The 13972-nt window shown below is 68.2% G+C and carries 13 protein-coding genes; 2 read left to right on the plus strand and 11 right to left on the minus strand.

From position 1 onward, the window contains the following. Positions 1-94 precede the first annotated feature (94 nt). From repA to GTK09_RS24685, 11 genes are all read right to left on the minus strand, one after another. A complete protein-coding gene (repA, locus tag GTK09_RS24635; protein WP_163466062.1) occupies positions 95-1387 on the minus strand; it encodes a plasmid partitioning protein RepA in 1293 nt (430 codons plus the stop codon). Positions 1388-1696: 309 nt separating this feature from the next. After that, complete coding sequence (locus GTK09_RS24640; RefSeq protein ID WP_163466063.1) at positions 1697-2710, minus strand: nucleotidyltransferase family protein; 1014 nt, start codon at positions 2708-2710, stop codon at positions 1697-1699. Between the two features lie 220 nt (positions 2711-2930). Further along, positions 2931-4079, minus strand: coding sequence for a CaiB/BaiF CoA transferase family protein (locus tag GTK09_RS24645; RefSeq protein WP_163466064.1), 1149 nt, complete (start codon positions 4077-4079; stop codon positions 2931-2933). Beyond that, positions 4079-5287 carry an acyl-CoA dehydrogenase gene (locus GTK09_RS24650; protein ID WP_163466065.1) on the minus strand — a complete coding sequence of 403 codons (1209 nt, stop codon included), beginning with the start codon at positions 5285-5287 and terminating at the stop codon, positions 4079-4081. Before GTK09_RS24650 ends, GTK09_RS24645 begins: the two co-directional genes overlap by 1 nt. A gap of 321 nt (positions 5288-5608) precedes the next feature. Beyond that, positions 5609-6523: a LysR family transcriptional regulator gene (locus GTK09_RS24655; RefSeq protein ID WP_163466066.1), complete on the minus strand. Its 915-nt coding sequence runs from the start codon at positions 6521-6523 to the stop codon at positions 5609-5611. Between the two features lie 293 nt (positions 6524-6816). Continuing rightward, positions 6817-7290 carry a hypothetical protein gene (locus tag GTK09_RS24660; protein ID WP_163466067.1) on the minus strand — a complete coding sequence of 158 codons (474 nt, stop codon included), beginning with the start codon at positions 7288-7290 and terminating at the stop codon, positions 6817-6819. After that, a complete protein-coding gene (locus GTK09_RS24665) occupies positions 7274-7930 on the minus strand; it encodes a recombinase family protein (protein ID WP_163466068.1) in 657 nt (218 codons plus the stop codon). Before GTK09_RS24665 ends, GTK09_RS24660 begins: the two co-directional genes overlap by 17 nt. A 276-nt stretch (positions 7931-8206) precedes the next feature. Then, positions 8207-8911, minus strand: coding sequence for an RES family NAD+ phosphorylase (locus tag GTK09_RS24670; protein WP_163466069.1), 705 nt, complete (start codon positions 8909-8911; stop codon positions 8207-8209). 22 nt (positions 8912-8933) lie between these two features. After that, positions 8934-9350, minus strand: a complete 417-nt coding sequence (locus GTK09_RS24675; protein ID WP_376768051.1) for an antitoxin Xre/MbcA/ParS toxin-binding domain-containing protein — start codon at positions 9348-9350, stop codon at positions 8934-8936. Between the two features lie 201 nt (positions 9351-9551). Further along, on the minus strand, positions 9552-10319 hold the full coding sequence (locus GTK09_RS24680) for a hydroxypyruvate isomerase family protein (RefSeq protein ID WP_163466070.1): 768 nt from the start codon (positions 10317-10319) through the stop codon (positions 9552-9554). Positions 10320-10392: 73 nt separating this feature from the next. After that, positions 10393-11403 carry a 3'-5' exonuclease gene (locus tag GTK09_RS24685; protein WP_376768052.1) on the minus strand — a complete coding sequence of 337 codons (1011 nt, stop codon included), beginning with the start codon at positions 11401-11403 and terminating at the stop codon, positions 10393-10395. 250 nt (positions 11404-11653) lie between these two features. Between GTK09_RS24685 and GTK09_RS24690 the strand changes: the two genes are divergently transcribed. Then, positions 11654-12610: a FecR family protein gene (locus GTK09_RS24690; protein WP_163466072.1), complete on the plus strand. Its 957-nt coding sequence runs from the start codon at positions 11654-11656 to the stop codon at positions 12608-12610. 123 nt (positions 12611-12733) lie between these two features. After that, positions 12734-13972, plus strand: a 1239-nt coding sequence (locus GTK09_RS24695) for a TonB-dependent receptor (protein ID WP_163466073.1), incomplete at its 3' end; no start/stop codon positions are given.

Raw genomic sequence — 13972 nt, forward strand, 5'->3', positions numbered from 1 at the left:
TGCCGAAACCGCCTGCAAGCCACTGAACCGTCGTCGTTTTTCGAGAAGCGTACAGCCCCGAGGCCGGTCGTCTCGACGCGGTCGGATATCTTCCTCACGGCCGCCCCCAGGCGGCGCGAATCAGCGCCTCGACCTCGCCATTGACCGCCGACAGCGATTCCATCGCCCGGTCGTAGGTGCCCCTGGTGAAATTCTCCCGGCCGACCTCGTAAAGCGTCTGCTTGGTGAGGCCGGCATCGGAGATCGCCGTCGACTTCAGCATGGCGTTGGTCAAAACCCGCTCGCCGAACTGGGCGCGCAAAAAACCGGCGATCTGCGCCTGCGGCCCGTCATGGGGCTCGTAGCGTGTAACGAGATAGCGCAGGAAGTCGAAGCCGAGCGTCCCGCCCGCCTCCCGCACAACCGAGAGCAGATCGGCGGTCATGAACAGGAACTGGCTCATCGAGGCGACGTCCAGCATCTGCGGATGGACCGTGACGACGACCGAGGTCGCGGCGCAGAGCGCCCCGAGGGTGAGGAAACCCAGCTGCGGTGGGCAGTCGATGACGACGACGTCGAATTCCGCCTCCATCTCCTCGATGACCGCGCCGATCCGGGCAAAGAACGGCAGGTCGTCGGTGGCGCCGCGTTCGGCCAATTGGCGCGGCGTCGTGTGCTCGAACTCCTGCAGTTCGAGATTGCCCGGCACCAGCGACAGCCCGTCGAAATAGGTCGGCCGCACCACCTCGCGCAGCGGGCGGCGCAGCTCGTCGTAGCGGATCGCGCCGTACAGCGTGTCGTTGCCGGAGAGATCGAGTTCCGGCTGGTAGCCGAGCAGCGCCGAGAAAGAGGCCTGGGGATCGAGATCGATCGCCAGCGTCCGATAGCCCTCGAGGGCGAGATATTGGGCGAGATGGGCCGAGGTCGTGGTCTTGCCGGAGCCGCCCTTGAAGTTGGTGACGGCGATCACCTGGAGATGTTCGCCCGGCTCGCGCCATTTCAGATATTGCCGCGCCTTGGGGCTGCCCTTCTCGTGCTGGCCGGCGAGATGGCGACGCAGCGCATTGATCGTCTCCAGCGTATAGGAGCGCCGCCCGCCGGGGCCGGTCTCGGGCTGCGGTCCCTCGCCGGAGATCGACAGCTGGCGCAGATAGCCGTCCGAGACGCCGATCAGCTTGGCCGCCTCGCCCGAGGTGAAGGAGCGCAGCGCCTTCTTTGCCGATGGCGGAAACAGCCGCTCGCGCATCTGGCTGAGCTGCGCCGACAGAAGCTCGGCGTCGCGGGCGATCGCCTCGTCGGCATGGCCCCGCACCGTTCTCACCTCTGTGTTTCGTGCCTCTGCCACCGCGCCGGTCTCGTTTCGTGTCGGGCCGGGGGCACCGGCTCGCTGGGTTGCATCCTCGGCCATGACGAACGCCTTTCCTCTCCTGCGCCGGCGCGAAAGGTCCCGCCCCGCTGCCGGATTGATCGAAGCCGCGACTTACGCCAGCTCGGCGAAGCCCGTTTGACCGCCCAAGGACGACGTCACCGAACTACGATCTGCCGACGCGGCTGCGGGCTTTCGATCCTGTTACGTTGCCAAGATGGATCGACGCTTGTTTTCCGTAAGCGAACGATGGGCAAGTGCGCGAGTCGAGTCAAGCGTCCCCAAACCATGAGCCATCTTCGCGCAAGCTTCGGTGGGCGCGTTCCGCCCGGATCCAACGGACGGGCGGCCTCACCCCAGCTCTTCCAGCCGCGCGCGGGTCGCCGGCAATCTCTCAAGGCTGGCAGCGATCCGTTCGCGCCAGCGAGGCCCTCGCGACAGCGCATCCTCATAGGCCTCGCGCAGATCGTCGGGCCGGTCCTCCGCCAGGGCCTCGATCAGAAAGGCGGCCTGGCGCCGATCCTTCTCCGACTTCAGCCGATCGGCGCCCGACCGCCTCGCCGCGACGATCAGCTTGTGGACGGCAAAGCGCTCCGGCCGCGGGATCTGCACCAGCACGCCGGCGCGATAGGCGAGAGCCGCGGCAATCGGCTCGGCGATCAGATAGTTGAGATGATGCAGCGCCCGGGCGCTGACGCCGAGTGCCTTCAGCGGCCTGAGGCCTTCCTCTTCGTCGAAGGCCGGGGTGAGGAATTCGACCAGGGCATTGCCCTTCGTCTGCCGCCACCGCCAGGTCGCGTTCACCTCGAGAGACGGCACCGGATCGAAGGCGAAACCCGCAAGTACCTCGCCGAGCGGCGGCGCGGTTTCGTCCTCGACGGCGAGCGACAGCCGCTCGAAGCTGGCGATGTCGAGATCGTCGGTCTGGGCGGTGTCGTCGAGCCGGTAGCGGATGCCGAGCTCGCCTTCGTAGAGGCGAAAGGCGTGGGTGCCGACGATGGTGCCGCCGAGGCGGAAGAGCCCGGCCTTCGCCATCGCCGCGACCAGGCTGCCGGTGGTGGCGTCGAGACCCATGAAGCCTTCGGCGCGAAGGATCCGGATCAGCCGCGCTCGCTCGCGCTGGAGGTCCTTGGCATCGGCGGCGATCGCCGCATGGCGTGCGAGCCGCTCGGACAGGGCAGGGGTATCCTCGCCGATATAGCTTTTGCGCACCTCGGTGCCGACCCGATAGCTGTCGTACCAATAGACCTTGCCGCCGCGGGCGACGCGGGTCGGCGTGCCGCGCAATTCGCCCGCGTGTTCCTCGAGCAGCGAGCGCAGGAGATCGTGATAGGCGGCGTGGGCGATCGGCGAATGGCGCGGCATGTTCAACACTCGAAATGATCGTTGAACATGCCGGAATGTGGCCCTGCCGACAAGGGATGTTCAACACCAGTTCCGACTGTTGAACACGCGCGCAAACGTCGAGCGGTCGCGGCGACGATTAGTCGTCAGGCTTGACCGTCGCCGTGAGGACCGAGCAGGTCGAAGATCAGGCCGCTCAGAGCCCGGTGATACGCTCGACCGTTTCTGCCCGCTGCGTGCCTCACACCCCGAAACGGGCCGTCTCGATCCCCTTCGCCGCATCCAGCGCCGGCGCCGGCCTGTCGGTCTCCAGCCCGCTCCGCGAAAACACGATCGGCGTTCTCAGCCCCGGCACGCCGCCGGCCTCGATCTTCAGGCCGCGCGCTTCGATCTGCGGCTCCGCAAGGGCCTCGGCGACGGTGTTGATCGGCCCGCCGGGAACGCCGGCAGCCTCCAGTGCGGCGATGATGTCCGCGCGGTTCTGCCGGGCAATGGCCGGGCCGAGGAGGGCGGTCAGCCGCTCGCGGTTCTCCACCCGCGCCGGATTGGTGGCGAAGGCGGGGTCCGCGGCGAGGGCGCCGAGATCGAGCACCCGGCAGAGATTCGCAAACTGCCGGTCGTTGCCGCAGGCGACGATGACGTGGCCGTCGCTTGCCGCGAAGACCTGATAGGGCACGATATTCGGATGGGCATTGCCCATGCGCCGCGGCGCCTTGCCGGAGACGAGAGCGTTCATCGCCTGGTTGGCGAGCGCTGCGACGCCGCAGTCGAGGAGGGCGAGGTCGACATGTTGGCCGAGCCCGGAACGCTGCCGCTCGATGATCGCCGCCTGGATGGCGATGGTGCCGTAGAGCCCGGTCAGGATGTCGATCCAGGCGACGCCGATCTTCTGCGGCTCGCCCTCGGGATCGCCGGTCAGGTCCATGATCCCGCACATCCCCTGGATCAGGAAGTCGTAGCCCGGCCGCGACGCCTCCGGCCCGGTCTGGCCGAAGCCGGTGATCGAGGCGTAGACGAGGCGGGGATTGCGCGCTGAAAGGCTGTCGTAGTCGAGGCCGAAGCGCCTGAGACCCCCGACCTTGAAGTTCTCGACGACGATGTCGGCGTCATCGATCAGCCGTTTCAGCGCCTCCAACTGCGCCTCGTCCTTGAAGTCGCAGACGAAGCTCTGCTTGCCCCGGTTAGCCGCGTGGAAATAGGCGGCCGTCGGCCGTTCCTCGCCGTCGCGCTGGATGAAGGGTGGGCCCCAGGTCCGCGTATCGTCGCCTTCCGGCGCCTCGACCTTGATCACCTCGGCGCCGAGATCGGCCAGCGTCTGGCCGATCCAGGGACCGGCGAGGATGCGGGCGAGCTCGACGACCTTGAGGCCCTTCAGCGGCGCATCGGCCATCAAAAGAAGGCCTGCAGCCCGGTCACGGCGCGGCCGAGGATCAGCGCGTGGACGTCGTGGGTGCCCTCATAGGTGTTGACGGTCTCGAGATTGATCATGTGGCGCATCACCGGGAATTCCTCGGAAATGCCGTTGCCGCCGTGCATGTCGCGGGCCATCCGGGCGATGTCGAGAGCCTTGCCGCAGTTGTTGCGCTTGATCAGCGAGATCATCTCCGGGGCGGCATTCGCCTCGTCCATCAGGCGGCCGACCCGGAGCGAGGCCTGAAGCCCGAGGGCGATCTCGGTCTCCATCTCGGCGAGCTTCTTCTGAAACAGCTGGGTCTGGGCGAGGGGCCTGCCGAACTGCTTGCGGTCGAGGCCGTATTGGCGGGCGGCGTGGAAACAGGCTTCCGCCGCGCCCATGACGCCCCATGAAATGCCGTAGCGGGCTCGGTTGAGACAGCCGAACGGCCCCTTCAGCCCCTCGACATTCGGCAGAAGCGCGTTTTCCGAGACCTCGACGCCGTCGAGCACGATCTCGCCGGTGACGCTGGCCCGCAGGGACAGCTTGCCGCCGATCTTCGGGGCGGTGAGGCCCTTCATGCCCTTTTCGAGGACGAAGCCCTTGATCTTGCCGCCATGGGCCTCGGACTTCGCCCAGACGACGAAGACGTCGGCGATCGGCGAATTGGAGATCCACATCTTCGAGCCGTTGAGGACATAGCCGCCCTCGGTCTTCTTTGCGACGGTCTTCATGCCGCCGGGGTCGGAGCCGGCGTCGGGCTCGGTGAGGCCGAAGCAGCCGATGAACTCGCCGGAGGCGAGCTTCGGCAGGTAGCGCCGACGCTGCTCCTCGGTGCCATAGGCGTAGATCGGATACATGACGAGAGAGGACTGCACCGACATCATCGAGCGATAGCCGCTATCGATCCGCTCGATCTCCCGGGCGACGAGGCCATAGGCGACATAGGAGGCGCCGATGCCACCATATTCTTCGGGAATGGTCACGCCGAGAAGCCCCATCTCGCCCATCGCCGGGAAGATCGACGGGTCGATCCGCTCCTCGCGCGCCGCTTCGACGACGGCGGGGGCGAGGCGGCTTTCGGCGAAGTTGCGCGCCGCCTCGGCGAGCATGCGCTCGTCCTCGGACAGCTGGGCGGAAAGGCGGAACGGGTCCGCCCAGTCGAACCGGCCGAGATCCGGCGCGTCCTTGGGCTTCAGGGCCATGAGAATTCTCCCGAATGTCTTTGCGTTCGGCCGCGGTGATAGCACCGGCGGGCGAGGGGCTTCAAACGAATTGGACTTGCAAAGTCATGAGGATCGATCATGACGTCGAAGGGCGGGGCGTTCCAGTTCCTCAAGGCCCCGCCTTGCCATCGAGCGAGGCAAGCCCGGCGAAAAAGCATCGGCCAGCGGCGCCAGCCGCACGGGGCAGGGCGGCGATCGTCCAACTTGTCGTTCCACCCGCAGGCATAGGCTTCTGACCGCCGTCACCCTCGGTCGCATCGCCGGGCAGGCCGCCGTGCGAGGCCGCTGAACCCGCGCGGGTCAGGCCGGATCGGCCGTGCGCGCCGAACTGGCGGATTCCGCCACCAGCCAGTCGCGAAACACCGTGAAGGCCGGGTTGTCGGCCTGCTGCGGCGGGAAGATCAGGCCGTAGGGCGAGCCGCCGTCGAGACTGCGGGCCGAGGCGCGCACCAGCCGTCCGGAGGCGATTTCCTCCTCGACGAGGACATGGGGCACCAGCGCCGCGCCGAGCCCCGCCCGCGCTGCCGAGAGAACCATGCCGAAATGTTCGAAGCGCGGCCCGCGAAGGATGCTGACGGCGTCCATCTTCGCCACCTGGAACCAGCGCAGCCAGAGATCGGGCCGCGTCGCCTGCTGCAAGAGCGGCAGCTCGGCGAGCTCGCCGTCGGTGAGGCCGCCCGATCGTCCGGCGACGTTCGGGCTGGCGACGACGATCAGCGTTTCGTCGAGGAGCGCGATCGCCTCGGCCCCGCGCGAACGCAGCTCCAGCCGCTGGATCGCCGCATCCGCCGGGTCGCGGGAAAAATCCACCGGCCCCAGTGCCGAGGTGAGATCGATGGTGATGTCCGGTGCAGTCGCGGCGAGGCGGGGGAGCCGCGGGATCAGCCAAGCACTGGCGAAGGTCGGCAGGACGACGAGGCGAAGAAGCTGTTCGCGGCCGCCGAATGACATGACCGTCAGCGCCGCGCCGTCGAGGTCGGCGAGGATCCGCTCGGCATCGCGCAGGAAGGAGCGTCCGGCATCCGAAAGGATCAGCCGCTGACGCACCCGGTGGAACAGCCGCACGCCGAGCCGCTCCTCGAGGCTCCGGAGCGAGCGGCTGATGGCGCTCTGGGTCAGGCCGAGAGTATGCGCCGCCCGCGTCGCCGAGCCCGCCTCTGCCAGGGCCCGCAGGGTTTCGAGCTCACCGATGGTCGGGGTGTAGGATCGTCGCATGGGCTCTCTTCTCGTCAGCCGCCGACTTGGCAGCTGTCAACGGATGGTCCGGGCGGGCCTTCCAGGTCCGGCATGGCTTTAGCACGTCGCCGACCCGGCGGGAGACGCTTTGCGCCGTCCTCGCAGCCGCGCTGGCCCTACAGGAAGGACGCATAGCCTTGGTCGCTCATCGCACCGGAAGCCAGCGCAATCACCCCCGATCGGCCGTGTGCCGAGGCGCCTTACGCTCCCGACATGCATTCGCTCGGGTTGCCGCAGAGCCATGACCGGCGGCGTTCAACCCGTCCGGTCGATCATTTCCGATATGGCCCTTCGAACAGATCGCCGATGGCGCGACGCATCAGGATCGTCAGCCGCCGCTTCTTCATGTTCCAGGGCCGGTCGTGATTGAGATGGCAGGCTTGGCAGAGCGCGGCGAGGTTGTCGCCGGAATTGTTGGCGGTGTCCTGATCGAGATGGGCGCAGGAGAGGCGCACCTCCAGGAGCCGCCACGGCTGGTCGGCCCCAGCCAGCTGCATTGCCGCTCCGTTCTCGGGATCCGCCTGCCTCGGGTCCGGCAAGGCATGGCGCAGCAATCGCCAGCGCCCGTCGCGCCAGCGCCCGGCCGCCTCGTCGAACCAGCGACCGCCGGGAAGATGGTAGACCCTTTCGCCATGCCGCCGCCCGCAATGCTCGCAGCGGCCCTTGGCGCGGCCGAAGCGGATGGCGGCGGAGAGCTCGCGCCAGTCGATCGGGTAGAAGTGCCGGTGTTCAGGCCGGATCGGCATCGGGTGCCTCCCCGGAGCAGTCGATCGCGCCCCTCCCCGCGCCCCCATCCGGCTTCGGCGCGTCCTTCGTTCTATCCCGGACACGCGTGATGGTCAGCCGGCTTACATCGAAGTCTCGCGCCAGCCGGGAAATCGAGGCGCCGTCTTCCAGCTTGCGGATCACGGCCTGTCTCTGGACTTCGGTCAGGCGCGGCGGACGGCCGAGCGTCTTGCCCTCGGCCTTGGCGCGGATCAGCCCGGCCTGGGTGCGCTCGATCAGAAGGTCGCGCTCGAATTCGGCGACGGCGTTGATCACGCCCATCGTCATGCGCCCCGCCGGGCTCGTCAGATCGACGCCGCCGAGCGCCAGGCAGTGCACCTTGATCCCGCCTTCGTCGAGCCGATCGACGGTCTTGCGCACGTCCATCGCATTGCGGCCGAGCCGGTCCAGCTTGGTGACGACGAGGATGTCGCCCTCCTCCAGCCGATCGACGAGCTTGGCGAAGCCGGGCCGCTCGGACGCGGCGACCGAGCCGGAGACGGTTTCGGCGACGATCCGGCGCGGCTCAACCTGAAACCCCGCCGCGCGGATCTCGCCGAGCTGATTCTCTGTGGTCTGTCCGACGGTCGAGACCCGGACATAGGCAAAAATGCGGGACATGGAGCGCGTCGGGCCACCAAACTGTATCAAAAAGGTGATCCCATTTATCGCGCATGCTCGAAAGCGCTGCAAGCTAATTTTTGTCGATATCGGGCGATGCCGCTCACAAACGGTCCATTTTGGACTTCCCGATCGGCCATGGCACCGCTTGCGTCACGCCCCCCTCGTGACACTCGTTCCGCAATGGCAATTATCAGGCAAGGCCAGACGGCGGCAGCCGGCATGCAGAATCCGCCTGCTCGTCCTCTGCGTCAACGCCCAGGCGGGTCAGCGCGCCTAGTCTCTCACCGCATAGGTCTCGCCCGAGGCCTCTTCGCGCAGGAGATCGACCCTCGCGCCGTCCCAATGATAGGAATAGTGCCGGCCCTGCGCCGGCACGCCGACCACGTCCGGCCAGAAGGCCGCGAGGCAACGGCCGCCCGGAAAGCGGACGCTCGGATAGGCGATGCCGTCGGAGCCCTCGCCTCTGAGACGCTGGGCGAGCGCCTGCGACGGCGCGTAGTCGTCCGGCTCGAGGCACGGCTGCCACCCTCCTCCACCGAGATCGTGCAGCTCCGCGTCGAGCCTGCCGACGAGTTCGCGAAACTGCGACGTCCAGCCGGGGGGCTCGGCCGTCGCGGCCATGAAGCGCTGGTGGTGATGGATCGTCTCGAACAGCGCCACCTCGATGCGGTCGCCGGCGTAGTAGATACCGAAGGAGCCGTCGGAGAAGCGGCTCGGCCGGTCGGGCGAGAAATGGGTGAAGGGCGCCATCGCCCAGCTGGCGCCCGGCCCCGAAACGCGCCGTTCCAAGGGCACGGCGTCGAGATGGCCGATCGTTTCGGCGAGCCTCGGATTGGTCGCCGCCTCGGCGCGCGCCAGGGCATCCCAGTCGGCCGGGTCGGCGATGTCCTCGAAGAGGTCGATCGGCGGAAAGACCGAGCGGATGATGCGGTGGGTCGCCGGCCAGCGCAGCCGGGAAAGCGGCGGCGTCGCCGTCATCGCGGCCCGCCCTTGCGGCGTCTCACCAGCCGCCCCGCTCGGCGTCGAGATAGCGGCGAACGCGCATCAGGTCGGTCAATTCGCCGCCCCGCATCACCTCCAGCGCGGAGCGCCCGCCAAAAGCCGCGTTCGGCCGGGAGATCCAGCCATAGCCGCGCTCGGGCTCGGCAAAGACGATGCGCAGGCTCTTGTGAATGCCGAGGAGATTGGAGAGTCGGGCGCCGAGATCGCGGGTGAGCTTCGGCAACTCGCCCTTCTTCCAGCGCGCCCAACTGCGCGGGGCGATGCCGCCGAGGAGGATGCAGGCGTCCCGGTCGGACAGACCCCAACGCGCGAACAGATTGACCACCGCCCGCGCCGCGGCCGCGGCGTCGGCACCGCCCATGACGGCAGGCGCGGGCTCGGCGGGGCGGGCGTGAACGAGTTCCAATGCGGGCACAGGCGATCTCCGGCAGTCATCGGCTTTTGGCATGAAATAGTGGTTTCGTTGCCAATTGGCAATGGCTCGTCCATCGACCATCGACCATCGACCATCGGAGCGATCCAGACACGGCGCGCCGTACTCAACCGGCCGGACCGCCGCCCCGCCCATGCCGGCGCCCGCGGCCGCTGCAGGGACGCCTCGCCCGGGCCGACGGCATCATGGCCGATACGCCGCCATCCAGCCGAGCCCCGCATCCGTCGTCGTCGCGGGCCTGTACTCCGCCCCGACGAAACCGTCGTAGCCGGCGACCTCGAACATCGGAAGCAGCCGGTCATAGGCGACTTCCCCGCCGTCCGGCTCGGCGCGCGAAGGGACGGCGGCGATCTGGACATGGCCGATCATTTCCCGATGGGACCTGAAGCTTTCGGCAAGATCGCCGCCGGTGATCTGCAGATGGTAGCAGTCGAACATGATCGACAGCTCCGGCCGGGCGAGGCGCGCGACGATGTCGGCGGCCATCGCAAGGCCGATGAGGAAATAGTCGGGTGCGTCGCGGTGGTTCAGCGGCTCGATCAGGACCCCCATCGCGTGGCGGGCGGCGACGTCGCAGGCATGCGCGAGATTGGTCTCGAAGGTCTTGCGCGCACCCGCGACGCCAAAGGCCTTGCCCGCCATCACGTGGACCCGCCTCGCGCCGATCCGCGCGCCATAGGCGAAGGCTTCGTCGATCGCCGCCCGCGCCTCGGCCTCGCGGCCGGGAAGGGCGGCAAGGCCGTTGTCGATGCCGGGCCTGCCGCGGCGGGTGTTGAGGCCGAGCATCGGCAGGCCGGTTTCCTCCAGCGCGGCCCTCACCGCGTCCGGATCGACGTCGTAGGGCCAGTGGCACTCGACGGCCTCGAACCCCGCCCCCCTGGCCCGGCGGATCGCATCGGGGAGCGCAAGCTCGGTCCACAGAAAGCCGAGATTGGCGGAAAAGCGCAGCATCAGGTCCCTCCACGTCGAAAGCCGCCCCAAAACGGCGAGGCGATCATGCCGGCGGGCCAGGACGCTGCGGCGCTCAGCCCTTGTAGCGCTCGGCCGCCGTCAGCCACTGGCTCAGCGGCTCCCAGTCGTGCCGATAGATCTCCTCGCGCAGGAACCGGCATTCCTCCGCAAAGGCCGCCTCGTCGACCTCGGTCCACCAGCTTTTCGGACGCCCGTCATTGCCGTCGTTCCAGCGATAGCCGCGCGCCTTGAGAACGTCCTTCAGCTCGAACGGGCTGCCGACTGCGAAAATCCGGCAGCAGCGGCGTTCGGCCGAGGCGACGAGGCGGGAAAAGCCGGTGGCACCCGTCGCGGTTTCGAAGGCGAGGACTTCCAGAAGCGCATGGCAGTCGTCGACGGCCCGGTGGCCGTTGTGGAAGAGGCCGCACTGGCCGACCAGATAGGTGAGCTTCGCCCCCTCGAAGCCCAGCTCGCTCCAGTCGACTTCGGCGACCGAGCAGGCCCAGGGCTTGTCGGCAAATCCTGGCGCGAAGCGCTCGCAGAAAGGGCGGTCGAACTTGGCGTTGTGGGCAATGACGAGATCTGCCGGCGCGACGAAAGCGGCGACCTCCGCCGGGTCGATCGTCTTGCCTGTTACCATCTCGTCGGTGATGCCGGTGATGCGGGTGATCTGCGGGCTTATCGGCCGCGCCGGCTCGCGCAACCGGCTGAAGACCGAAACGACGTCGCCGATGCCGTTCGCGTCATAGGTGAACATCACCATGCCGAGTTCGATGATCTCGTCGGTGGATGCGTCGAGGCCGGTGGTCTCGGTGTCGAGGATGACGCCGATCTTCTCGCCCGCCCGCTTCATGGTGAGTGTCCAAGGCGAAAGCACCGGACGCGGTTCGAGCCGGCGCAGGACGCGGTAGTTCCCGGTCGCCTCCAGATGCCGAGCCATGGCCTCGGGGTCGGCCAGGGCAGCCGTACGCGGCATCGACGCACCGGGCCGTCGTGAGGCGGCTGCTTTGCTTCGCGCCGGCTGCTCCGGGCCGGGATGCGGCGCGGCGAAAAGATCGAACTGGCGCGTCTGGGCGGCTTTCATCCTGCGACCCATAGCCCATGCCCGGCCTCTCCACGAGCCGTCCCCGGCGGTCGAATCGTGACATCGGCAGGACTATCCCCGGCTTTTCGGCCCCCGGTGCCCCGTGCCGGGCCGTCGCAGCCGCCCATGCGTCGTCCGGCGGGACGCGTCGTTCGTCCTTGCCGGTAAAAATTGCCGGTTTTCATTCGTTCCAGATAGGGTGAAGGCGAGACCTCGCCTTGCGAATGGCAGGACAGGGATTCGGGCACGCATGACTGAAAAACCGTCGAACGACGACCGGCTGTTCGAGGAGGCGTTCGATCTCGTCATCCGTCTTCAAAGCGATCCGGCAAATCCGGTCGCCGGCGATCTCGTGAAGCGCTGGCGCGCCCGGGGGCCCGAGTACGAGGCGGCCTGGGCGGAGGCCGCCGAGATCCACGGCATGGCTGGCAAGGTTCTCGAAGATCGGCGCGGCGCCGGGCCGAAAGAAGGGATCTCGCGGCGAGGCTTCGTCCTCGGCGGCGCCGGCATCGCCGCAGCGCTCGGCGCCGGCGCCCTGTTCGGTCCGGGCTTGGTGCTGCGCGCCAGGGCCGATCACATCACTTCCACTGGCGAAATCCGCGACATTGCCCTTTCGGACGGCACGAAGATCTCGCTCGGTCCCGACAGCGCCATGCGAAGCGAGATCTCCCCCGCCATGCGCCGGGTCGAGCTCCTGGCCGGCATGGCCTTCTTCGACGTCGCCGCTTCGCCCGACCGCCCGTTCCAGGCCGTCGCCGGCAATCTGACGGCGACGGCTCTCCGCACCGCCTTCGACGTCAGCCGCGACGCCGACCGGCTCGCCTTGTCGGTTCAACGGGGATCCGTCGAGGCGAGGATGCCGGATTCCCCCCTGGCCTTCGGCGAGAGGCTTTCCGCCGGCGATTGGCTGTCGCTGGACGGGCCTGGCGGCGCCCTTGAGCGCGGCCGCCGCGATCCGAGCCAGATCGCCAGCTGGCGCGAGGGAGTGATCGTCGCCGAGCGGGAGACCGTCGCTTCGCTGGTCGCCCGGATCGCGCGATGGCAGCCCGGCCGCGTCCTGATCGCCGATCCGGCACTCGGCGCGCGGCAGACCAGCGGTGTGTTCGACCTTGCCAATCCGATCGCGGCCTTCGAAGCCGTGGTCCAGCCCCATGGCGGGAAGGTCCGCCAGATCTCCCGCTGGCTCACCGTCATCTCGCCGATCTGAAAATCCGACCGCGGAAGAGAAAATCCACGCCCCCCGTTCGTCTCATGAATCGAGACCTCGCGACAGGCAGCGGCCGGATCGCGGGGCGCTTTCATCAAAGAGACGAAACGGAGTGGCCGGACGATGGGGTTGAGAGCTGGGCTTGAGGGGTCGCGGCGTGGCGGCAGGCGTCTGCTCGTCGCCGTGCTTTCGGGGTCGACGTGCATCGGCGCGGCCACGATCGGGGCGCCGCTGACGGCCAATGCGCAGGAAGCGCGGCAGGCGACGTTCGACATCCCCGCCGGGTCGCTCTCCGGCGCCCTCGTGGCCTTCGGTCGGCGGTCGGGCCTGCAGGTGACCTACCGGCCCGAAATCGTCTCGAACAAGCGCTCGGACGGTGTGTCCGGCGCGATGGCGCCGCAGGAGGCGCTCTCCCGGATCCTGCAGGGATCGGGACTGACCTACGACTTCACCAACGCCACCACCGTGGCGATCGGCGACCGCGTCGCAGCGGCGGTCGCCCCGCTGGACACCGACGGCACGCTGACACTCGACGTCATCGACGTGACGGCGAAAAGCGGCAATCCCACCGATCTGCCCTACGAAACGCCGGGTTCGAGCGCCTATATCTCCAAGCAGCAGATCGAGCGCTTTCGCGGCACCTCGCCGGGCGACATCTTCAAGGGCACACCCGGCGTCGTCGCGGCGGGCGGCCACAACGGCGCCAAGCTGGACGTCAACATCCGTGGCCTGCAGGGCCAGGGCCGCGTCAAGGTGGCGATCGACGGCACCCAGCAATCGACGACCACATGGCGCGGCTATCAGGGCGTCGACGAGCGCGTCTACATCGACCCGGATCTGATCGGCGGCGTCAGCATCGAAAAGGGGCCGAGCAGCGGCGCGGAGGGCGCGGGAACGACGGGCGGCGTCGTCTCCATCCGCACGCTGAACGTCGACGACATCCTCGACGACGGCGCGACCTACGGCGCGCGGCTGCGCGGCGGCACCAGCGACAACGCCCTTTCGCCGCCCTCGGCGCCCACCTACGGGCAGCGCTCCGACGCGCCGTCCTTGTTCGACCTGAAGAACGGTTCCGGCAGCGTCGCCCTGGCGACCCGGCAGGAAAACTTCGATTTCGTCGCCGCCGCGGCGCGCCGCAAGACCGGCAACTACTTCGCCGGCAGCCAGGGCAACTCCACCCACTACGACTTTGGCGGCTACGATCGCCCCCTCTCCTTCACCAAGCCCGGCGAGGAAGTCTTCAACACCTCCGAGGACACGTTCTCGGCGCTGGCCAAGGGCACGGTGCGATGGGGTGAAGACCACAGCCTCGAACTCGGCTACGTCCATTTCGAAAGCGACTTCGGCGAATCCATGGGCAGC

This window comes from Jiella pacifica (assembly GCF_010500815.1).
Lineage (GTDB): Bacteria > Pseudomonadota > Alphaproteobacteria > Rhizobiales > Rhizobiaceae > Jiella > Jiella pacifica.